The sequence below is a fragment of the Methylobacterium brachythecii genome, from assembly GCF_014196345.1.
Lineage (GTDB): Bacteria > Pseudomonadota > Alphaproteobacteria > Rhizobiales > Beijerinckiaceae > Methylobacterium > Methylobacterium brachythecii.
In genome coordinates, this window is sequence record NZ_JACIDN010000010.1 from 172,125 (window position 1) to 191,286 (window position 19,162).

General features: G+C 66.9%; 18 protein-coding genes and 1 pseudogene. 10 read left to right on the forward strand and 9 right to left on the reverse strand.

Going from position 1 to position 19,162, the window contains the following annotated elements:
- Positions 1-174: 174 nt before the first annotated feature.
- From cysN to GGR33_RS23110, 3 genes are read right to left on the reverse strand one after another with little or no spacing between them, the layout of a single operon-like run.
- A complete protein-coding gene (cysN, locus tag GGR33_RS23100) occupies positions 175-1,575 on the reverse strand; it encodes a sulfate adenylyltransferase subunit CysN (protein ID WP_183511733.1) in 1,401 nt (466 codons plus the stop codon).
- The gene (gene cysD / locus GGR33_RS23105) at positions 1,575-2,525 is read right to left on the reverse strand and encodes a sulfate adenylyltransferase subunit CysD (RefSeq protein WP_183511745.1); all 951 of its coding nucleotides are present in this window, start codon (positions 2,523-2,525) and stop codon (positions 1,575-1,577) included. Before cysD ends, cysN begins: the two co-directional genes overlap by 1 nt.
- Positions 2,525-3,334, reverse strand: a complete 810-nt coding sequence (locus tag GGR33_RS23110; RefSeq protein ID WP_183511751.1) for a phosphoadenylyl-sulfate reductase — start codon at positions 3,332-3,334, stop codon at positions 2,525-2,527. The genes cysD and GGR33_RS23110 overlap by 1 nt, the downstream gene beginning before the upstream one ends.
- A gap of 274 nt (positions 3,335-3,608) precedes the next feature.
- On the opposite strand from GGR33_RS23110, the gene GGR33_RS23115 reads away from it, so the two are divergent.
- The 5 genes and pseudogenes from GGR33_RS23115 to GGR33_RS26080 form a co-directional block, all read left to right on the forward strand.
- Entirely contained in the window at positions 3,609-4,112 is a 504-nt protein-coding gene (locus GGR33_RS23115; RefSeq protein ID WP_183511757.1) for an Lrp/AsnC family transcriptional regulator, read from the forward strand.
- Positions 4,113-4,224: 112 nt separating this feature from the next.
- Positions 4,225-5,997 carry a diflavin oxidoreductase gene (locus GGR33_RS23120; protein ID WP_183511760.1) on the forward strand — a complete coding sequence of 591 codons (1,773 nt, stop codon included), beginning with the start codon at positions 4,225-4,227 and terminating at the stop codon, positions 5,995-5,997.
- A gap of 172 nt (positions 5,998-6,169) precedes the next feature.
- The gene (locus tag GGR33_RS23125) at positions 6,170-8,005 is read left to right on the forward strand and encodes an NADPH-dependent assimilatory sulfite reductase hemoprotein subunit (protein ID WP_183511765.1); all 1,836 of its coding nucleotides are present in this window, start codon (positions 6,170-6,172) and stop codon (positions 8,003-8,005) included.
- Positions 8,006-8,350: 345 nt separating this feature from the next.
- On the forward strand, positions 8,351-8,752 hold the full coding sequence (locus GGR33_RS23130; RefSeq protein ID WP_183511770.1) for a hypothetical protein: 402 nt from the start codon (positions 8,351-8,353) through the stop codon (positions 8,750-8,752).
- A gap of 191 nt (positions 8,753-8,943) precedes the next feature.
- A pseudogene (locus tag GGR33_RS26080) lies at positions 8,944-9,171 on the forward strand (hypothetical protein); the annotation flags it as partial.
- A gap of 179 nt (positions 9,172-9,350) precedes the next feature.
- Here GGR33_RS26080 and GGR33_RS23135 read toward each other — a convergent pair.
- The 3 genes from GGR33_RS23135 to GGR33_RS23145 form a co-directional block, all read right to left on the reverse strand.
- Complete coding sequence (locus tag GGR33_RS23135) at positions 9,351-9,746, reverse strand: tautomerase (protein ID WP_183511773.1); 396 nt, start codon at positions 9,744-9,746, stop codon at positions 9,351-9,353.
- Between the two features lie 14 nt (positions 9,747-9,760).
- Positions 9,761-10,573 carry an SDR family NAD(P)-dependent oxidoreductase gene (locus GGR33_RS23140; RefSeq protein WP_183511776.1) on the reverse strand — a complete coding sequence of 271 codons (813 nt, stop codon included), beginning with the start codon at positions 10,571-10,573 and terminating at the stop codon, positions 9,761-9,763.
- 142 nt (positions 10,574-10,715) lie between these two features.
- The gene (locus GGR33_RS23145) at positions 10,716-10,955 is read right to left on the reverse strand and encodes a hypothetical protein (RefSeq protein WP_183511779.1); all 240 of its coding nucleotides are present in this window, start codon (positions 10,953-10,955) and stop codon (positions 10,716-10,718) included.
- Positions 10,956-11,075: 120 nt separating this feature from the next.
- On the opposite strand from GGR33_RS23145, the gene GGR33_RS23150 reads away from it, so the two are divergent.
- Positions 11,076-12,029 carry a GlxA family transcriptional regulator gene (locus GGR33_RS23150; protein WP_183511782.1) on the forward strand — a complete coding sequence of 318 codons (954 nt, stop codon included), beginning with the start codon at positions 11,076-11,078 and terminating at the stop codon, positions 12,027-12,029.
- Between the two features lie 64 nt (positions 12,030-12,093).
- Here GGR33_RS23150 and GGR33_RS23155 read toward each other — a convergent pair whose 3' ends face one another.
- Positions 12,094-13,827 (reverse strand): methyl-accepting chemotaxis protein, encoded by a 1,734-nt coding sequence (locus GGR33_RS23155; RefSeq protein ID WP_183511787.1) that lies wholly within the window; start codon positions 13,825-13,827, stop codon positions 12,094-12,096.
- A gap of 235 nt (positions 13,828-14,062) precedes the next feature.
- Here GGR33_RS23155 and GGR33_RS23160 point away from each other — a divergent pair, with 235 nt between their 5' ends.
- Entirely contained in the window at positions 14,063-14,686 is a 624-nt protein-coding gene (locus GGR33_RS23160) for a TetR/AcrR family transcriptional regulator (RefSeq protein ID WP_183511793.1), read from the forward strand.
- Positions 14,687-14,692: 6 nt separating this feature from the next.
- On the opposite strand, the gene GGR33_RS23165 is transcribed toward GGR33_RS23160, so the two are convergent.
- Together GGR33_RS23165 and GGR33_RS23170 are read right to left on the reverse strand one after the other, a co-directional pair.
- A complete protein-coding gene (locus GGR33_RS23165; RefSeq protein WP_246413411.1) occupies positions 14,693-15,847 on the reverse strand; it encodes a Ppx/GppA phosphatase family protein in 1,155 nt (384 codons plus the stop codon).
- A 137-nt stretch (positions 15,848-15,984) separates the two neighbouring features.
- The gene (locus tag GGR33_RS23170) at positions 15,985-16,458 is read right to left on the reverse strand and encodes a response regulator (protein ID WP_183511798.1); all 474 of its coding nucleotides are present in this window, start codon (positions 16,456-16,458) and stop codon (positions 15,985-15,987) included.
- A 344-nt stretch (positions 16,459-16,802) separates the two neighbouring features.
- Between GGR33_RS23170 and GGR33_RS26315 the strand changes: the two genes are divergently transcribed.
- From GGR33_RS26315 to GGR33_RS23185, 3 genes are all read left to right on the forward strand, one after another.
- A complete protein-coding gene (locus GGR33_RS26315; protein WP_183511804.1) occupies positions 16,803-17,573 on the forward strand; it encodes a cold-shock protein in 771 nt (256 codons plus the stop codon).
- Positions 17,574-17,678: 105 nt separating this feature from the next.
- Complete coding sequence (locus GGR33_RS23180) at positions 17,679-17,951, forward strand: hypothetical protein (protein ID WP_246413412.1); 273 nt, start codon at positions 17,679-17,681, stop codon at positions 17,949-17,951.
- 156 nt (positions 17,952-18,107) lie between these two features.
- On the forward strand, positions 18,108-19,106 hold the full coding sequence (locus GGR33_RS23185; RefSeq protein WP_183511809.1) for a phosphoribosylaminoimidazolesuccinocarboxamide synthase: 999 nt from the start codon (positions 18,108-18,110) through the stop codon (positions 19,104-19,106).
- The last annotated feature ends 56 nt before the right edge of the window (positions 19,107-19,162 follow it).

The following is a 19,162-nucleotide window of genomic DNA, read 5'->3' on the forward strand; positions in this document are numbered from 1 at the left end:
TGCCTGTGGCGCTCCACCTTCAGCCACACGCTTCAGCGCCCGTGCAACGGCCATCCCGATCGTAACGGCGTCTTACAAGACAAGGTGCCGACGAGCCTCACCCGTCCGCATCGTCGAAGCGGACGGGTGAGGCGACGTTCCGTCAGTGTCGCGAAGGCTGGCTGTTCTTCCGCGTCAAATCCCGCCGAACACCCAGCGCAGCCGCGACAGGAACCCGCCACCGGGCCGCGTGTCGCCCTTCCGAGCGGCTTCGTCGCCCTTCGGTGCGACGGCGATCGACGCCTTCACGAGGCCGAGGGCGGCCGTGTCAGTCGTCTCCCGATCGATCAGAATGAGCGAGCCGGTATCGCGGTTGTCGGCATATGGGTCGACGGCGATCTCGCGGTCGAGGTTCAACGTCACCTCGCCGATGTCGTTGATGCCGAGCTTGTCGGCAGGCGCCGCCTTACCCGTCTCCGGGTCGATCCGGTTGCGGATCGACTTCACTACGGCGTTCGTCGTGACGGTGCCGATCTTCGCCCAGAGGCTCGCGCCGGGCGTCAACTCGGTCTCCAACGCCCAGAATAGGCGCACGTCGAGTGTATCCGTGACCGTCAGCGGCGCGTCGGCCGTGGTGATGACGGCGCCGCGCGAGGCATCGACCTCATCGGCCAGCACGATCGTGACCGATTGGCCTTCGCTGGCGCGTGGCAGATCGCCATCGGCCGTGAAGATCCGCGCGATGGTCGAGGTCTTGCCCGAAGGCGCAACGACGACCTTGTCGCCGGGTGCAGCCGAACCGGAGGCGATCAAGCCCGAGAATCCCCGAAACTCGGAATTCGGCCGGTTGACCCACTGCACCGGCAAGCGGAACGCGGCGGCGCGCTCCTCCGACTTGACCGGAACCTCTTCGAGGTAGCGCAGCAGGGGGCCGCCCTCGTACCAGACTGCGGCCGTGCCCGGCAGAACGACGTTGTCGCCGTTCTTGGCCGAAAGCGGGATCGCGCGGATCTCGGTGAAACCGAGAGGGGCTGCGAACTCGCCGAAGCCCGCGACGATCCGGTCGAACGTATCCTGCGACCAGCCGGCGAGATCCATCTTGTTCACAGCCAGCGCGATCCGCTTGATGCCGAGCAGCGAAACCAGCAGCGCATGGCGCCGGGTCTGACGGGTCAGGCCCTGTCGGGCATCGACCAGGATCACGGCCACGTCGGCGGTCGAGGCGCCAGTCGCCATGTTGCGGGTGTACTGCTCGTGGCCGGGCGTGTCGGCGACGATGAACGAGCGCGTCTCCGTCGAGAAGAAGCGGTAGGCGACGTCGATGGTAATGCCCTGCTCGCGCTCGGCCTGAAGGCCGTCGACGAGCAGCGCCAGATCGATCTCCTGGCCCTGCGTGCCGTGCTTGCGGGAGTCGCGCTGGAGCGCGGTCACCTGGTCGTCGAAGATCTGCTTGGTGTCGTGCAGCAGGCGACCGATCAGCGTCGACTTGCCGTCGTCGACGGAGCCGCAGGCGATGAAGCGCAAGACTTCCTTGCTCTGGTGAGCATGCAGGAACGTCTCGTAGCCGAAGGCTTCCGGGGACTGATGGATGGTCATCAGAAATAGCCCTCCTGCTTCTTGCGCTCCATGGCGCCCGAGCCGTCCTTGTCGATGACTCGGCCCTGGCGCTCCGAGGTGCGGGCAGCCAGCGTCTCGCCGATGATCTCCGGCAGGGTCGCGGCCGGGCTCTCGACGGCGCCGGTCAGCGGGTAGCAGCCGAGCGTGCGGAAGCGGACCTGCCGGAGCTGCGGGGTCTCGCCCGGCTCGAGCGGCAGCCGCTCGTCATCGACCATGATGAGCTGGCCGTCGCGCTCGACGACGGGCCGCTCGGCCGCGAAGTACAGCGGCACGATCGGGATCTTCTCCTGCTCGATGTAGAGCCAGATATCGAGCTCGGTCCAATTGGAGAGCGGGAAGACCCGGAAACTCTCGCCGCGGCGCTTCTTGAAATTGTAGAGGTGCCAGGGCTCGGCGCGCTGGCGCTTCGGATCCCAGCGATGCTGCGCATTGCGAAGGGAGACGATGCGCTCCTTGGCGCGGCTCGCCTCCTCGTCGCGGCGGGCGCCGCCGAAGGCCGCATCGAACTTGTGCTTGTCGAGGGCCTGACGCAGGGCCTGCGTCTTCATCACGTCGGTATGGACTTCCGAACCGTGGCTGACAGGGCCGATGCCCTTGGCGAGCCCGTCCGGGTTGGTGTGCACGAGGAGATCGAGGCCGAGCTCCTTCGCCCGCTGATCGCGGAAGGCGATCATCTCCTTGAACTTCCAGGTCGTGTCGATGTGCATCAGCGGGAACGGCAGGCGTCCCGGCGCGAAGGCCTTCAGCGCGAGATGCAGCAGGACCGACGAGTCCTTGCCGATGGAATAGAGCATCACCGGGTTCTCGGTCTCGGCGACCGTCTCCCGGAAGATGTGGATGCTCTCGGCTTCGAGGCGCTGGAGATGGGTCAGGCGCGCAGGCGACGGCGCGGCCAGATCCGACAGCTTCTCGGCGGTGGCAGCACTCATCAAACCAGTTCCCTTCTGTTCTCACGCACGGTCGCGGCGCGGGCCGGCTCTTCGAAAGCCGCCGGTTCCTCGCCCGGCACGACATCGCCTTCCGGCCGATGCACGTGGAGGCCGCATTCCTTTTTGGATTCCTGTTCCCACCACCAGCGGCCGGCCCGCTCGTCCTCGCCGATGCGGACGGCACGGGTGCAGGGCGCGCAACCGATCGACGGAAAACCGCGATCGTGCAGGGCGTTGTAGGGAATGAACTGGTCCTTCACGAAGGCGTCGATCCGCGCCCGCGTCCAGTCGGCGAGCGGATTGACCTTGATCAGGCTGCGCTGCTCGTCGGCCTCGGCCAGCGGCGTGTCGGCCCGGTTGGCCGATTGCCCGGCGCGCAGGCCGGTGAACCATACGGCGGCCTGATCCAGTGCACGCCCCAGCGGCTCGACCTTGCGGAAGCCGCAGCAGGCCTGACGTGCCTCGATGGAATGCCGGAAGCCGTTGATGCCTTCCTTCGCGACGAAGGCCTCTTCCGTCCTTCGTTCTGGCGCGTAGGCGCGGATGCGGATGCCATAAGCCGCCTCCGTCTCTGCCCAGACGTCGTAGGTCTCGGGAAACAGACGTCCGGTATCGAGGGTGACGATCTCGGTCCGGCCCTTCGCCATCGCAATGGCGTGCGTGAGGACTTGGTCCTCGATGCCGAGGCTCGTCGTGAAGACGAGGCGGCCCGAAATTTCGGATTCGACGAGGCGGATGCGAGCGATGAGGTCGAGCCCCGCCAGTCGTTCGGCGAGCCTCTCGGCCTGCTGCGCGAGAGTGACGGTCATGTGAACGGGTCCGTGTGTGGCGTCTGCCGCTTGAGCTTGACCAGCTTGTCGGAGACCTGACATGTTCGCTATATAGAACGCTGTCAAGGCATACGGGGTGCCCGCTCGCCATCCGGCGGTGCAGCAATTCGTGAGTTGGAAACCGAGAAGAGGGCTATCCGTTGCCTTCTCGAAGAAAATCCTTCTCAAGCCAGGTGCGGAAGCGCACGCAGCATGCCGGGTGAGCCGGCCTTCGCCACCGCGCCGCTTGGGCGCCCGTCAAGAAGAGGTCAGCGTGGACGCCATAGACCTGAAGATTCTCGCCCTTCTGCAGAAGGACGCGACGCTCTCCATCGCCGCCATCGGCGAGCAGGTGGGCCTGTCGCAGACGCCCTGCTGGAAGCGCATCCAGCGCCTCGAAGCCGATGGCGTGATCGACCGGCGCGTCGCCGTGCTCGACCCGGTGAAGCTCGGCCTCGGCCTCACGGTCTTCGTCTCCATCGAGACGGCCGACCATTCCAAGGACTGGCTCGACCGATTCGCTTCGGAGATCGCGGCGATGCCGGAGGTGCTCGAATTCTACCGGATGGCCGGTGACGTCGACTACATGCTGCGCGTCGTGGTCGCCGACATGCAGGCCTACGATCTCTTCTACAAGAACCTGATCGCGACCCTGCCCCTCAAGAACGTCACCTCACGCTTCGCGATGGAAAAGGTGAAGTCCACCACTGCCCTGCCTCTGCCGGCGCCCCCGACCCGCGGCCGGATCGCGCCTCAGCTCGCTGTAGTCGGGGAATAATCTTCTCTTGTGCGGCGCGACGGCAGGCAAGCCCTTCTCTCCGGTGCATGTTCTATAAAAAGAACATTTTCTCGTTGACAGCGGGCCGTCCGCAGACGACATGGCATTCATAATGGCACGCAACGCTCTCCTTCCTCAGACGGCCCCATTCGGCGATGCCGAGCGGGCCAATCTCGACGCGGTCCTCGGGACGGCGACGCCGATCCAGCGCGCCTGGCTCGCCGGCTTCCTGGCCGGGCTCGACGCCGCAGCGGGTGGCCAGCCCGCGGCCCAGCCGTCAGCGCCGCCAAAGGCCTCCGAGCCGCTGACGATCATCTTCGCGTCGGAATCGGGGAACAGCGAGACGCTCGCCAGCAACGTCGCCAAGCTCGCCAAGAAGCAGGGCTTCAAGCCGAAGATCGTCGACTTCGCCGATCTCGACCTCGCGACCCTGCCGAAGGCGGGCAAGCTCGTCGCCATCGCCGCAACCTGGGGCGAAGGCGAGCCTCCGGCCCGCGCGGTGGAGACTTACAACGCCATCATGGCCGACGGCGCCCCGCGCATCGACGGCGTCGAGTTCGGCGTGCTGGCACTCGGCGACACCTCCTATGCGGAGTTCTGCGCCATCGGGAAGGCGCTCGACGCGCGTTTCGAGGCGCTCGGCGGCAAGCGCGCCTATGACCGCGCCGATCTCGACCTCGACTTCGAGAAGCCCGCCGCAGACTGGATCAAGGGCGCGCTGAAGGCGCTCGCCCCCGCCGAGACCGCCGCCGACAACGTCGTCGCCGTCGATTTCGCCCGTGCCGGCGCCCATGACGAGGACGAGGAGCCGAGCCGCGAGCCCAAAGTGGTCGAGGTCATCGAGCACGTGAACCTCAACTCGTCGCGCTCCGACAAGGAGACGATCCACCTGGCCCTCGAATTCGAGGACGGTGCCCCGGCCTATGAGCCTGGCGACTCTCTCGAAATCTACCCGGAGAACGACCCGCAGCTCGTCGAGGAGATCCTGAAGGCCACCGGCCTCACGGACAACGAGGCCCTGCGCAAGTCGCTGCTCGCCGAGCGCGACATCACCACCCTCTCGGCCGCTACGGTCGAGCGCTTTGCCAAGGCGACTGGCCATGCCGACGCGCAGAAATTCATCGAGAGCGGCGAGGTCAAGGCCTGGATCGAGGGCCGGCACCTGATCGACCTGATCGAGGCCTATCCGGCCGCGCTCACGGCCGAACACTTGGACACGATCACCCGGCCGCTGCCGCCGCGCGCTTATTCGATCGCTTCATCCCGCAAGGAAGCTGGCGACGAGGTGCACCTCGTCATCGCCGCCGTGCGCTACGCGACGCATGGCCGGTCGCGGACGGGCGTGGCCTCGACTCATGTCGCCGACCGCATCAGCAACGGTGCCAAGCTGCGCGTGCGCCTGAAGCCGAACAAGCATTTCCGCCTGCCCGCCGATCCTGCCACCGACATCATCATGGTCGGCCCCGGCACCGGCGTCGCGCCGTTCCGCGCCTTCGTGCAGGAGCGCCGCGCCACCGAGGCGAGCGGCCGCTCCTGGCTGTTCTTCGGCGACCGCCACTTCACGCACGACTTCCTCTACCAGCTCGAATGGCAGGAAGCCCTGGAGGACGGCGCGCTCTCGAAGATCGACGTCGCCTTCTCGCGCGATCAGCCCGAAAAGATCTACGTCCAGAACCGCATCGACGAGCATGCCAAGGAGCTCGTCGAGTGGCTCGATGGTGGAGCGCATTTCTACGTCTGCGGCGATGCCAAGAACATGGCCAAGGACGTCCGCGCTGCGCTGGTGCGCGCCTTCTCGACCCATAAGGGCTTGAGCGAGGCCGAGGCCGAGGCGCATGTTGCAGGGCTCGAAAAGGCGAAGCGCTACCAGCAGGACGTCTACTGACGCAGCGAACAGGCGGGACGAACGTCCCGCATGTCCCACGCCGTCCCACGTTGCAGGAGGGGCTTCGCGGCTTTTCCTGCGAAGCTTTCTTGGCCGCAGCCGCACGCGGCCATCTCGGCCGGAGATGGTCCGGCGGCGGCAGCCGATCAATACGTGACCCACAGAGATCACCATGGACGACCACAAGCCGATCGAGACCGTAGACGGCCCCGCCTTCGAGACGCCCGGCGTCGGCGCGCGTCGCTACGAGACGCCGCCGACCGGCCGTCCCATCGACGATCCGGTGGCCGCCAAGGAGGCGGGCCTCGCGCATAACGAGCACCTGAAGATCGCCAGCCGCTTCCTGCGCGGCGGTCTCGCCGAGGGGCTCCTGCAGCACGCGACCGGCGCGATCACGGAAGATGACGGCCAGCTCGTCAAGTTCCACGGCATGTACATGCAGGACGACCGGGACATCCGGGCGGAGCGCACCAAGAAGAAGCTCGAGAAGGCCTACAGCTTCATGATCCGCCTGCGCATCGCGGGCGGCGTGGTGACGCCCAAGCAATGGCTCGTCCTCGACGACATCGCCACGACCTACGCCAACGGCACGCTACGCGCCACGACGCGCCAGACCTTCCAGTATCACGGCGTCATCAAGTCGAATCTCAAGCGGACCATGGCCGCGATCGACTCGTGCCTGCTCGACACCATTGCCGCCTGCGGCGACGTCAACCGCAACGTCATGGCCGCGACGAACCCGGCCCAGTCCGGCGCGCACAAGGCCGCCTACGAGCTCGGCAAGACGATCTCCGACACGCTGCTGCCGAAGACCAATGCCTGGCGCGAGATCTGGCTCGACGGCGAGAAGGTCGTCGGCGGCGAAGAGGAGTTCGAGCCGGTCTACGGCAAGACCTACCTGCCGCGTAAATTCAAGATCGTCGTCGCGGTGCCGCCCTCGAACGAGGTCGACATCTTCGCGCACGATCTCGGCTTCATCGCGATCCTCGACAAGTCCAACAAGGTCACCGGTTGGAACGTGACGGTGGGCGGCGGCATGGGCATGACCCATGGCGAGCCCGACACCTTCCCGCGCACCGCCGACGTGATGGGCTTCTGCAAGCCTGAGGACGCCCTGAAGGTCGCGGAGGCCGTGATGACCGTCCAGCGCGACTGGGGCAATCGCAAGAACCGCAAGAACGCGCGGCTCAAGTACACGATCGAGCGCTACGGCCTCGATGCCTTCCGCGCCGAGGTCGAGAACCGCATCGGAAAGAAGCTCGGCGCCCCGAAGCCCTTCACCTTCGACGGCAACGGCGACCGCTACGGTTGGACCGAGGGCGATGACGGCCGTCATCACCTGACGCTCTACGTGCCCTCGGGCCGCATCAAGGACGTCGACGACGGCCCGCAATTCCTCTCGGGCCTGCGCCGCATCGCCGAGGCGCACGAGGGCGATTTCCGCCTCACCGGCAACCAAAACGTCATCATCGCCAACGTCCCTGCCAAGAAGCGCGGGCAGATCGAGGCGCTGGTCGACGAGTACCACCTGACCAAGGGTGCCGGCGCTTTGCGCCGCAACTCCATGGCCTGCGTCGCCCTGCCGACCTGCGGCCTCGCGCTCGCGGAAAGCGAGCGCTACCTGCCCGATCTCATCTCCGAGCTGGAGGAGAGCCTCGCCAGCCACGGGCTGCAGGACGAGGACATCACGATCCGCTCGACCGGCTGCCCCAATGGCTGCGCCCGTCCTTACATCGCCGAGATCGGTCTCGTCGGCCGTGGCCCCGAGCGCTACCACCTCTATCTCGGCGCCGCCTTCGACGGGTCGCGCCTGAGCAAGCTCTACAAGGAAGACGTCGAGGCCAAGGACATCCGGCCGACGCTCGACCCGCTCTTCGCCGACTACGCCAAGAGCCGGAAGCCGGGTGAGCATTTCGGCGACTTCGTGATCCGCGCGGGCCACGTCGCGAAGACCACGAACGGGCCGGATTTCCACGACCGGATCGGCGCGCTGAAGCCGGCCAGCTGAGCGCTCACCGACGCTCTTACGGCTTAACGGATCTGATCCTTGATCCCACCATACCCCTCATCCTGAGGTGGTGCGAAGCAGCCTCGAAGGAGGGCTCCAGACCCCACTGCGCTCCCTGGAGCCTACCTGCGAAAGCCGCCGATCTGGGCACCTCAGAATGCTGGCCTGGATAAAGAAGCCGGCAGGCACGGCGCCAAACGTCCGGCTTTCCCTTCTGAGAACTGCGAAGAGCCCGATCGTAAACCTTAACAAGAGCTTACAGGCTCAGGTTGCAATTTCCGGCTCCCGACAGATGACGTCGCCATGGTAACGATTTGGTAACGATCCTCGTCGGGCGAGCACGACATGAGCCAAACAGTCGATCTGAAGAAGCCAGCAGAAGCCGCCCCCACGTTACTGACCATCGACGACGTGCAGCGGTTGATCGCGCAGTCTCGCGAGACATTCGACGAGCATCGGCGTCCGATCAACGTCCAGATCAATCTCGGCGATGAGCGTAGACGCGGCAGGGGACGCGAGGACGAAGTCGGCTTCAGCCTCGTCCGCTCGAAATTCGTCTGGCTGGTCGTCGCGATCTCGATCTCATACGGCGCGGCCTATTTGCGGACGCGCTATGTGTGCCAGTCGTTCAAGGACACCGGCCGGTTCTTCTACGGCATGGGCGTGGACCGCTGTGTCGGCGTGCTCATGAAGCAGCCCTTCGAGCAAGTGCAAGCTCAGTTAGAGACGATCAATCGAAGCTACTGAGCGCCGTCTATTGCCGTTGTGATCAGTAACGATGCAGAACAGCATCCGCCTGTCGTGGCCGAGTTCCGGCTCCGGCAGCGATTCCATCAGCCGGGCCCAAGACTGCGCGGAGCGGGTTAGGAATTGCGGCGGGGTCGATCCATCGACGCGCTGGTAATCCGTGTCGGACAAGGCCGCCTCCGAGAGGCGCCCGCTACCTGCCCGATCTCATCTCCGAGCTGGAGGAGAGCCTCGCCAGCCAACGCCTGCAGGCCAAGGACATCAGGCCGACGCTCGATCCGCTTTTCGCCGACTATGCCAAGAGCCGGCCGACGGGCGAGCATTTCGGCGACTTCGTGAGCCGCGCTGGCCACGTGGCCAAGACCACGAACGGGCCGGACTTCCACGACCGGACGGGCGCACTGAAGCCGGCCGGCTGAGCGGTCCCTCGATCGCTCGAGCGACGCTGGAAGGCCCGATCGCTCGGACCGGTCCGATAAGCCGAAAGCTGCCGCTCGGAACTTCTCCCGAGCAGCAGCTCACGACCTGCTCACGTCATAGCGATTGCTTTACGCAGACTAGGCGTTGAGCGACGCACTAAGCCGCCCGCGACACGACCTCAATGCTCGTCCGGCGTCCAGTCCGGACTGTAGCCGCCGAGGGTGGGATGATACATCTCGTCGCCGGAATGCTGGGTGAATTCCACGTTGAGGCGATCCTCGCGCAGCCCGAGAACCTCGATGCAGTGCGCGCAGAGCGCCTTGGCGACCTCCATCCGCAATTCGGGCGGGCGCCCCCTGCGGATATCGAGCATCATCACGGAGACCGGGACCGGTTCACCATCAGCATCCGGTATCCGCCAGCCCCCCCCTTCGCCGAGTTCGCGAATGGCGACGCTGATCCGCCGGATGTCGACCGACATCATCTCCGCGTAGGTCCGAGCCATCAGGTCAGCAACGCGCTTTTTGGAAGCGACGGAGTGGTGACCGGTCACATCGAGTTGCAGATACGGCATGGACGTCCCTCCGTTCAGGTCGCGCTGACCGTCGCCAGCCCATAACGTGGCGAGGGCTTGGCATTGTTGAATTTGGCGGAGATCGCGCGGCGACCCTCCTCCCAGCGTGCCCAGTCCCCCTCATCCTGCAGACCCGGAATTGTGACCAGTTCACCCTGATCGAGGCCGGCCAATGCCGCATCGACGAGATCCGAGGCCGACATGGTGATCGCCGACGTCTTCTGCGCCGCGTAGCCGGCGACGTCCCAGAACTCGGTCGCGGTCGCACCGGGCAGAACGGTCTGGATGCGCACGCCCTTGCCCGCCAGATCCTTCTGGAGCGAGTGTCCGAAGCTGAGGACGTAGGATTTCGAGGCACTGTAGACGCCGTTCAGCGCCTCGACCGCGATGCCGACCACGGACGAGATGTTGATGATGGTCCCCGATCCACGCGCGGCGAAGGGCTGTGCGACCGCGTAGGCGAGGCGCGTCAGCGCCGTGACGTTGAGCTGGATCATGGCGTCCATCTCCTCCACGTCGTCCTTCAGGATCGACGCAACGGAGCCGATGCCGGCATTGTTGACGAGCATGGTGATGTCCGCGTCGCTGCGCAGACGGGCCTCGAGGCGCGCGAGATCATCCTTGCGGCCGAGATCGGCCTTGAAGGTCTCGACCTTGCGCCCGGTCTCATGAGCCAAGCGGTCGGCCAGCGCGCGCAAGCGCTCGTCGTTGCGGGCGACGAGCAGGAGATCATACCCGCGCCTTGCGAGACGGTCGGCGTAGATGGCGCCGATGCCGGCCGATGCGCCGGTTACGACGGCAACGCCTTTACTGGACTGAGTGGTCATCGATTGTCGCTCCGTGTGTTGGTTCGCGGCGTTTCCACCCAGGGCGTACGCCCGCTCGAACCCAGCCAAAATGTCTAAGATGCGTCGATTTCAGCCACGCATCGCGCCGGAAGGTCCGGCGTGACGCGCGGGGTTAGAGACGTCAGCGCGCAGAGGCTTCCCGCTCCTCGCCGCGCGCCTGCCCCTGTGCCACTGAACGGGCTGCCTCATGCTCGCTGGCCATCCGCCGCACTTCCTCGGGCTGCGCCATGCGCACCGCTCCGATGGTTTCGAGCCTGATGGCCTCCTGTGCCGAGGCGACGCTACCGGCGGCGATACCGCCCGTCAGCGAGGCCGCGAGGGTCGCTGCACGCACCAAGGTTTTTCCGTTCCGACCGAACATGATCGCTCTCCATCTGCTTCACGTCGGCGGGTGCCGGCGTTCGATGAGGAGAGACTATCGTTGACCAGTTGCGTCTCAAATGTCATAGGTGCGTCGCTTTAGGACATAAGGAGGTGGCCCATGCAGCGCGTCGGCTTCGTCATCTATCCGGGCTTCTCGATCATGGGCCTGGCCGCCGTTCCGGCCTTCGAGCTCGCCAATCTCATCGGCGACGAGCCGACCTACGACATCCACTTCATCTCCGAGGATGGCGGCCCGATCCGCACCTCGGCCGGCATGAGCGTGGAGACGGAGGCATTCGGCGAAACCGCCTTCGACACGCTGGTCGTCGGTGGCGGGACCTTCGTGCGCTCGTCGCCCCCCGGCCTCATCACCTTCGTGCAGCGAGCCGCCACGCAATCCCGACGCATCGCCGCGATCTGCACCGGAGCCTTCGTGCTCGGAGAGGCCGGCCTCCTCGATGGCCGGCGGGTCACGACGCACTGGATGCACGCCCGTGAACTGCAGCAGCAATTTCCGAAATGCACGGCGGACGTGGACTGCATCTTCATCAACGATGGCCCGATCTGGACCTCGGCCGGAATGAGCGCCGGCATCGACCTCGCGCTGGCCCTGATCGAGGCCGATCTCGGCCAGGAGGTGGTGCAAGCGGTCGCCAAGAAGCTCGTGCTCTACCATCGCCGAGCCGGGGGACAGTCGCAGTTCTCGACCCTGCTCGAACTCGAACCGAAGTCGGATCGCATCCAGTCCGCCCTGACCTACGCCAAGCGGAACCTGCATCGGCCGCTCTCGGTCGAGGAATTGGCGGAGGCCGCCCGCCTTAGCCCGCGCCAGTTCAGCCGGGTCTTCCATGCCGAGACCGGCCAATCGCCCGCCAAGGCGGTCGAGAATCTGCGCGTCGAGGCGGCGCGGGTGATGATGGAGCGCAGCCGGCACCCCATCGACGTCGTTGCCGATCAGACGGGCTTCGCGGACCGCAATCGGATGCGGCGGGCCTTTCTTCGTGCCTTCGGGCAGCCACCGCAGGTGATCCGGCGTAATGCGCGCTCGGCTCTGGATGCGGCGAGCGCCTGATGCAGATCAATCGCTTCGATTCCTCCCGGCATCGGTGCCGGAGAGCCGATGCAGGTTGGGATCGCTAGAGCCGATACGCCGTCCGGCAGGCGCCCCAATGGCGCTTGCCGACGCGGATCGGGGCGTCGACCTCCAGCACCATGACGGTCTGGTCGCCCATCTGGCGGCGATAGACCTGAACCGTCGCGGGGCGCGTGGATCGGGCAGCGGTGATGCCGGTGCGATCGTCGAAGATGCGCAGGTTCCGGGCATTGGCCTGGTTCCAGGCCGGATCGTCCGGCCGCTGCGGCTTCGAATAGGCGGCGTTGTGGAACGGCAGGTAACCGTTGCGGTCGGTGACGATGCAGAACAGCATCCGCCTGTCGTGGCCGAGCTCCGGTTCCAGCAGCGGCGCCATCAACCGAGCCAGAGACTGCGCTGAGCGCGTCAGGAATTGCGGTGGGTTCGTCCCGTCGACGCGCTGGTAATCCGTATCGAACAAGGCCGCTTCCGAGAGCCGCCCCGTGCCGATCTCGGCCTCCATCAGCCGGGCCGCCTCCTGGGCGAGCCGCTGTGCCTTTCCGACCAGGGGCGCGTGCTCGTCGCGGACGGCGGCGAGCTTCGCCCGGAGTCGGCTCTGCACGACAGGCTCGACCGTCTCGAAGGCGCAATGGACGCCCATCTCGCTGACCGCGACAACCCGTGCGGGCACGGACCCGATCCCTTCGAGATCGAGGGCGATGCGGAAGCCGGCCGTGACCGGCGCGCCGTCTAGGGCGACGAGCAAGACGCCGCCTTCGCTGAGATCGACGGTGCGGGTGGCGCGGCCATCCGCGAGCCGCACGGCCAGATCGATCGGGTAGCGGTCGAAGCGGCGGCGGTCGCCCGCCTCGCTGGCGCGCATCACTGTCACGAAGCGCCGGCCGAGGCCCGAGGCCTGATCCGCGGCGGCACCGGCGGCCGCCTCCATACCCTCGGCCTGCCGATCGAGGTCGAGCGCCCGCGCGCTGGCCGATCCTGCATCTGCATCGACCGTCGAGACCAAATGCGAGGCCCGCTCCGCCTCGCCCACGATCGTCGTCACGGTCTGAGCCTGGATATCGGCGATGTCCCGCAGCGTGGCGAAGGAGGGACGCACGGACTCGATCGCACCTGCCGCCGCCTCGATCGCCGTGGCGGAAGCGGAGGCGCCGTCGCGCAGCCGCATCACCCGGGCGCGCACGTCGTCGGCCGCCCGCGCAGTCTGGACCGATAGGGCCTTGACCTCGTTGGCGACGACCGCGAAGCCGCGCCCCGCCTCGCCGGCCCGCGCCGCTTCGATGGTGGCGTTGAGCGCGAGCAGGTTCGTCTGCCGTGCCACGGCCGAAATGGTGTCGACGATCCCGGCGATCTCGTCGCCGGCTTCGGCCAGGGCCGCGATCAGGGCGCGTGCCTCGATGCCGCGATGTCCGGCCTGATCGAGATGGCTGCCGGCCAGATCGATGGCGGACCGCGCCTGCGCTGCGAGCGCCGAGAGGCCGCCGGTTCTCTCCGCGAGTCCGGCCGTCGCCGCGGCGGCATCTCGCGCGGCCTGGGTGAGCGCGTCCATCTGGCCGCGAATGCCGGACAGGCCGGTCTTCATCGACGCCACGTCGGCGCGGGCCGTCGCGATCGAGCCGCTCACCCCGGCGATCGCCGAGGAGACATCCTCCTCGATGGCATCGAGGGCGTCGCTGCGTGTCGCCTGCCCGGCGATGGGCGGCAGCGGCTCGGGCGCTACGGCCGGAGGCGCCGTTTCCGACACCTGAACCACGATCGGTTGTTTGCGAAGGAAGCGCATTCCATCAGAAAGCACTGTCGGGCCTACGATGGGGTTAAGCCTGTCCCTGATCGCGACTGTTCAGGTTACGTCGGCCGAGGCTCGGCCTCGATCTGAACGCATCATTCGTGTGATCTGCATCAGGCGGGACGACCGCGCTCAATGCCGCGGGCATGCGTCGGGCACCGATCGGGCATCATAACGTTGTCGAAAGATGCATTTTGACGCAAACAGCCGCGGTCCGTAAGCTCGACAGATGAGTGCCATCGCCGATCCGATCAATCCGCTCGCCGAGGAGAGCGCCCCGACGACGCGTTGCCGCATCATCGCGACGGCGGAGCGCTCGTTTCGCGAGATCGGCTACCAGAAGACCACCGTCGCCGACATCGCCAAGACGCTCAAGATGAGCCCGGCCAACGTCTACCGCTTCTTCGACTCCAAGAAGGCGATCAACGAGGCCGTGGTCGAACGGCTGACGCGCGAGGTCGAGCATCTGATCCTGACCATCGCGGACGCCCCCGGGCTCAGCGCGGCCGACCGCGTATCCGAGATGATCTTCGCGCTCCACCGCGACTGTCTCGAGCGCTGCGAGGCCTTCCCGCGCATGCACGAGATGATCGAGGCGGCCATGACCGAGAGCTGGGACGTCTGCCGCCAGCACGTCGACATGATCGTCGGGGCGTTCGAGCGCGTGATCGCCGAGGGCGTTCGACGCGGCGAATTCGAGGTTGCGGATACCCGCATCGCCGCCGGATGCGTCCACGCCGCCGTGGTGCGCTACTGCCATCCCGTGCTGGTGAGCACCTGCCCGGACGCGCCGGTGCCTCCGCTGGAGGCGATGATCGCCTTCCTGCTCAAGGGGCTGGCCCCGGCCCGCTGAGCGACGTCAGCGCCCCCGGCGCCAGACGCCGTCCTCGCGCATCATGTTCATGAGCAGCCCCTCGCGCAGGCCGCGATCGGCGATGCGCAGGCGCTCGGACGGGAACACCCGCCGTATCGCCTCCAGGATAGCGCAGCCGGCGAGCACCAGGTCGGCCCTGTCGCGGCCGATGCAGGGATTGTCGGCGCGCTGGTCGAGGCGCGTATCGAGGAGATCCTCGATCGCCTCGGTAACCTCGGTATCGGTCATCCAGAGCCCATCGACCCGGCGGCGCTCGTAGCGCACGAGCCGCAGGTGCATCGCCGCCAGCGTCGTCACCGTGCCGGACGTCCCGAGCAGATGGAAATACGGCGCCGTGGCGGCCGCAGCGGCCCGGATCGCGAAGGGTGCGAGCAGGTCGCCGACCTCCTCGACCATGCCCTCGAACATCCTGCGGGTGACTTCGGAGCCGCCATGCTTCTCCGCGAGCGTCACGACGCCGACGGGGAGCGAGTCCCAGGCGCGAATGCGCAGGGTCGGATCGGTGGACGGGTTGGTCGCCGCGCCGTCGAGCCAGGCGATCTCGGTGGAACCGCCGCCGATGTCGAAGATCACCACGGATTCGGCGGCCGGGTCGGCGAGCGCCGCGCATCCGGTTACGGCGAGATAGGCCTCGGTCTGCCGATCGACGATCTCGAGATCGAGCCCGACCTCCCGTCGCACCTGCTCGACGAACTCGGCTCCGTTCACGGCGAGCCGGCAGGCCTCGGTCGCGATGACCTTGGAGCGGACGACGCCCCTGTGCTCCATCTTCGAGCGGCAGATCTTGAGGGCCTCGATGGTCCGCTCGATGGCGGCGGGGCTGAGCCGATCGGAGGCGCTCAGGCCCTCGCCGAGGCGCACGATGCGCGAGAAGGCGTCGATGACGCGAAAACCATGCGAGGCCGGCTCTGCAACCAGCAGACGGCAATTGTTGGTGCCGAGGTCGAGCGCCGCGTAGGCGTTGCGTCGCCCATGGCGAAACGGGGAGCTCCGCTGTCCATAGCCCGGCGCGCCGACGCTCCTGATGCCGTCCGACGTGAACGGCATGGCCACATGCGGAAGCTGCGACCCCGCGGCGGGATGGGCCGCCACGACGGCCGATCCGCTGCCTTGATCGGCCGCGGTGCTCTCATCCCTCATCGGCAAAGCCGGATCCTCAAGGTCTCGGCTGCGGCAGGCAGCCGGCCATCACTTGATGCCGACGCTACAGGCGTTGTTAAGAAACGCAAAGGCTCCTTCGCATGGCATCGCGCACCAAGCTCGGCGGTCACGATGCGTCAGGCCATGACCTTGGCGGCGCTGTTGGCCCGCGGCACGGGTCGGAGCAGGCTCTTCACCTGCGAGAAGGGCCGCGGCCGGTTGATCACCTCGTCGAGCCGCGACCACAGCGTCTTCGGCGAGAACGGCTTGGCGATGATCTCGTTGACGCCGAGCGAAATGGCGCGGTCCACCACGTTGCGGCGCGGCTGGGCCAGCATCAGGATGATCGGCACGGTCGGCGAGGGCGACGTCATCGGCGTGCGCGCCAGGCGGATGAACTCCTCGCCCGACAGGATGCCGAGATCCCAGTCGAGGATGGTCAGGTCGGGCTTGCTCTCGGCGAGCACGCCGAGCGCCTCCGCGCCATCGGGCGCCTCGAGAACGCGCTTGATGCCGACGCGCAGGAGCATGTCGCGCACCGTGCGGCGGATGTAGAGGCTCTCGTCGACCACGAGGGCGGAGAGATCGGGAAATGACGGGGTCGCGATCACGAACGCGATCCTCGGCGAAGTGGCGTCTGAACCGACCTTAGCGCCGGGTTGGTTTGCGCTTCCCTAACCGGGATCGAATGGCGACCCGGGCTTCATTGGAGAATCGCTGCACCGCACGATGACGCTCGATTGCAACGTCTACGCATTTCACCCACGAAATTCGTTTCGATAGGGCTATCCGTTAACAGAAGGTCCTTGCGGCGCGGCCGGGATTGCGTCAGGACTGAGGCGTTGCTGTCGGTTACCGCGACCGATGGGGATGGTGGCGTGGACGTATCCTGTCCGGGATGGGATGCACACGATTTGCAGCAAGATGGTCAGCGGTCGGGTTTTGCGAGCTTTCTATGGGACGTGGTCGTGATTTTCGGGGGTCGCCCAAGCGCGGCTTCGATGAGGGTGGGGCCGAGCCGCGTTGGCCCGACCAGCTGCCCCCCAGCAGTGGCGGATATGGTGGCGGTGGTTTCGGTGGCGGTGGCGGCGGCTTCGACCGCGGCCCGCCGCGCGGTGCTGCTCCCGCCGCTGCTCCGACGGGACCGGAGCGTGATGCGACGGTCAAGTGGTTCAACAAGGAGAAGGGCTTCGGCTTCGTCGAACTCGGCGATGGTTCGGGCGATGCCTTCCTCCACATCCGCGCCGTCGAGGCTGCCGGCCATGACGATCTCATGCCGGGCACCCGCCTGACGGTTCAGACCGCGCAGGGCCAGAAGGGTCCGCAGGTTACGGCCGTGACCAGCGTCGACACGTCGACGGCGGAAGCCGCTCCCCCGCGCCGCGAGGCTCGTCCTGCCGGTCGCTTCGGCGGCGGCGACCGCTTCGGCGGTGGTGGCGGCGGCTACGGTGGTGGCGGCGACCGCTTCGGCGGTGGTGGTGGCGGCGGTGGCGGACGTTTCGCCAGCGGCCCCTCGACCGAGATGACCGGCACCGTGAAATGGTACGACCCGGCCAAGGGCTTCGGCTTCGTTTCCGTCAATGACGGCGGCAAGGACGTGTTCGTGCACCGCTCCGCGCTGTCGCGCGCCGGGCTCGACTCGCTCGCTGAAGGCCAGACGGTCACGCTCGGCGTGGTCGACGGCCAGAAGGGCCGCGAGGCCCAGAGCGTCAGCGTCGATTACTGATCGACCCGCTGACGACGAGATCGAGGGCGGTGGCCGCAATGCCGCCGCCCTTTTTGTTTGTGATTGCGGATGGACCGCATCGAGGCGGTCGGCAGGATCATCCGCTTGAGCCTCCTCCGAATCTGTCTCGGCCTGTCAGTGCTCGCTTCACCGGTTGGAACCCTCGCCGCGCATGCCGAGGACTTCAGCGGCTTCTACGCCGGGGTGAATGCGGGCTACGCCTTCGATCGCGACGTTCGGAAGGGCAGCAGCACGCAAGCAGTCCCAGGCCCTTCGACGAACGCCGACGCCGCGCCCGGCCTGCCTCCCAGCGCGGAGACGGCGTCGCAGTCCTCGGCGATGCGCGGCTCCCGCGCCGCATCGTCTCCGCGGCGCTGATACGGCTTTCGACTGAAACAGCGCGTCTCGCGGACGCCTGCAGCCTCAGCGGAGGTGATCCGACAGTCCGCTGCACATCACGGGAGCGCGGATGAAGCTTTCCTGCTACGAGCCCTGCTTGCTCTTTCACTTCGAGCCGAGCGGGTAAGGCAGTCGATGGAAACCGCGTCTCTCGCGCAGCACGCGCATCAAGTCCTGAACGAGGCGGAGATCGCCGGGCTGCCGAACCGCTACCGGGGCAAGGTCCGCGACAACTACGATCTGCCCGACGGCCGCCGCATCCTGATCACCACCGACCGGATCAGCGCGTTCGACCGCCCGCTCGCCGCCATCCCCTTCAAGGGACAGGTGCTGACGCAGACCGCACGCTTCTGGTTCGAGCGGACCTCCGACATCTGCCCGAACCACGTGCTCGCCTATCCGGACCCCAACGTCGTCGTCGGCCGCCGCCTCGACATCTTGCCGGTCGAGATCGTGGTGCGGGGCTATCTCGCCGGCACGACCTCCACCTCGATCCTGACCCGTTACCGGCGGGGCGAACGCGAGATGTACGGTCACCGTCTGCCGGAAGGCCTGCGCCCGAACGAGCGGCTGGCTCAGGCGATCATTACCCCGACGACGAAGGCCGCGGATGGCGGCCACGACGAGCCGCTGACCGAAGCCGCGATCCTCGAGCAGGGCCTGCTCACGGCAGAGCAATGGCGGACCGTTTCCGAGGCGGCACTGGCGCTGTTCGCCCGCGGCCAGGCACTCGCGGCGGAGCGCGGACTCATCCTCGCCGATACGAAGTACGAATTCGGGACCGATGCGAACGGGCGGATCGTGCTCGCCGACGAAGTCCACACTCCCGACAGCAGCCGCTACTGGTTCGCGCAGAGTTACCCCGAGCGGTTCGCGGCCGGCGCGGCGCCGGAGAGCTTCGACAAGGACTTCGTCCGCAACTGGGTCGTGGCGCGCTGCGATCCCTACCGGGATCCGATCCCGGAGATCCCGCGCGAGATCGTGCTGGAGGCCGCCGCGGTCTACATCCGTGCCTACGAGACCATCACCGGCGAGACCTTCGTCCTGCCCGATCCTGCTGAAATGCCGCTCGATCGCATCCAGCGCAATCTCGCAGCCTATCTGCGTAACGACACCGCGAATGGGTCGGCCTGAGCGTCGTTGCGCGCTCGGCGCTGAACTCGCGCCGATCACCAGACACGAAAAAGGGC

What these genes read in the sequence shown, in the direction of transcription:
- GGR33_RS23120 (WP_183511760.1), top strand. Translation starts at nt 4,225, where the DNA reads ATGGCACGCAACGCTCTCCTTCCTCAGACGGCCCCATTCGGCGATGCC.
- GGR33_RS23130 (WP_183511770.1), top strand. Translation starts at nt 8,351, where the DNA reads ATGAGCCAAACAGTCGATCTGAAGAAGCCAGCAGAAGCCGCCCCCACG.
- cysD (WP_183511745.1), bottom strand. Translation starts at nt 2,525, where the DNA reads ATGAGTGCTGCCACCGCCGAGAAGCTGTCGGATCTGGCCGCGCCGTCG.
- GGR33_RS23150 (WP_183511782.1), top strand. Translation starts at nt 11,076, where the DNA reads ATGCAGCGCGTCGGCTTCGTCATCTATCCGGGCTTCTCGATCATGGGC.
- GGR33_RS23155 (WP_183511787.1), bottom strand. Translation starts at nt 13,827, where the DNA reads ATGCGCTTCCTTCGCAAACAACCGATCGTGGTTCAGGTGTCGGAAACG.
- GGR33_RS23140 (WP_183511776.1), bottom strand. Translation starts at nt 10,573, where the DNA reads ATGACCACTCAGTCCAGTAAAGGCGTTGCCGTCGTAACCGGCGCATCG.
- GGR33_RS23185 (WP_183511809.1), top strand. Translation starts at nt 18,108, where the DNA reads ATGGAAACCGCGTCTCTCGCGCAGCACGCGCATCAAGTCCTGAACGAG.
- cysN (WP_183511733.1), bottom strand. Translation starts at nt 1,575, where the DNA reads ATGACCATCCATCAGTCCCCGGAAGCCTTCGGCTACGAGACGTTCCTG.
- GGR33_RS23110 (WP_183511751.1), bottom strand. Translation starts at nt 3,334, where the DNA reads ATGACCGTCACTCTCGCGCAGCAGGCCGAGAGGCTCGCCGAACGACTG.
- GGR33_RS26315 (WP_183511804.1), top strand. Translation starts at nt 16,803, where the DNA reads ATGGGACGTGGTCGTGATTTTCGGGGGTCGCCCAAGCGCGGCTTCGAT.
- GGR33_RS23125 (WP_183511765.1), top strand. Translation starts at nt 6,170, where the DNA reads ATGGACGACCACAAGCCGATCGAGACCGTAGACGGCCCCGCCTTCGAG.
- GGR33_RS23165 (WP_246413411.1), bottom strand. Translation starts at nt 15,847, where the DNA reads ATGAGGGATGAGAGCACCGCGGCCGATCAAGGCAGCGGATCGGCCGTC.
- GGR33_RS23145 (WP_183511779.1), bottom strand. Translation starts at nt 10,955, where the DNA reads ATGTTCGGTCGGAACGGAAAAACCTTGGTGCGTGCAGCGACCCTCGCG.
- GGR33_RS23135 (WP_183511773.1), bottom strand. Translation starts at nt 9,746, where the DNA reads ATGCCGTATCTGCAACTCGATGTGACCGGTCACCACTCCGTCGCTTCC.
- GGR33_RS23160 (WP_183511793.1), top strand. Translation starts at nt 14,063, where the DNA reads ATGAGTGCCATCGCCGATCCGATCAATCCGCTCGCCGAGGAGAGCGCC.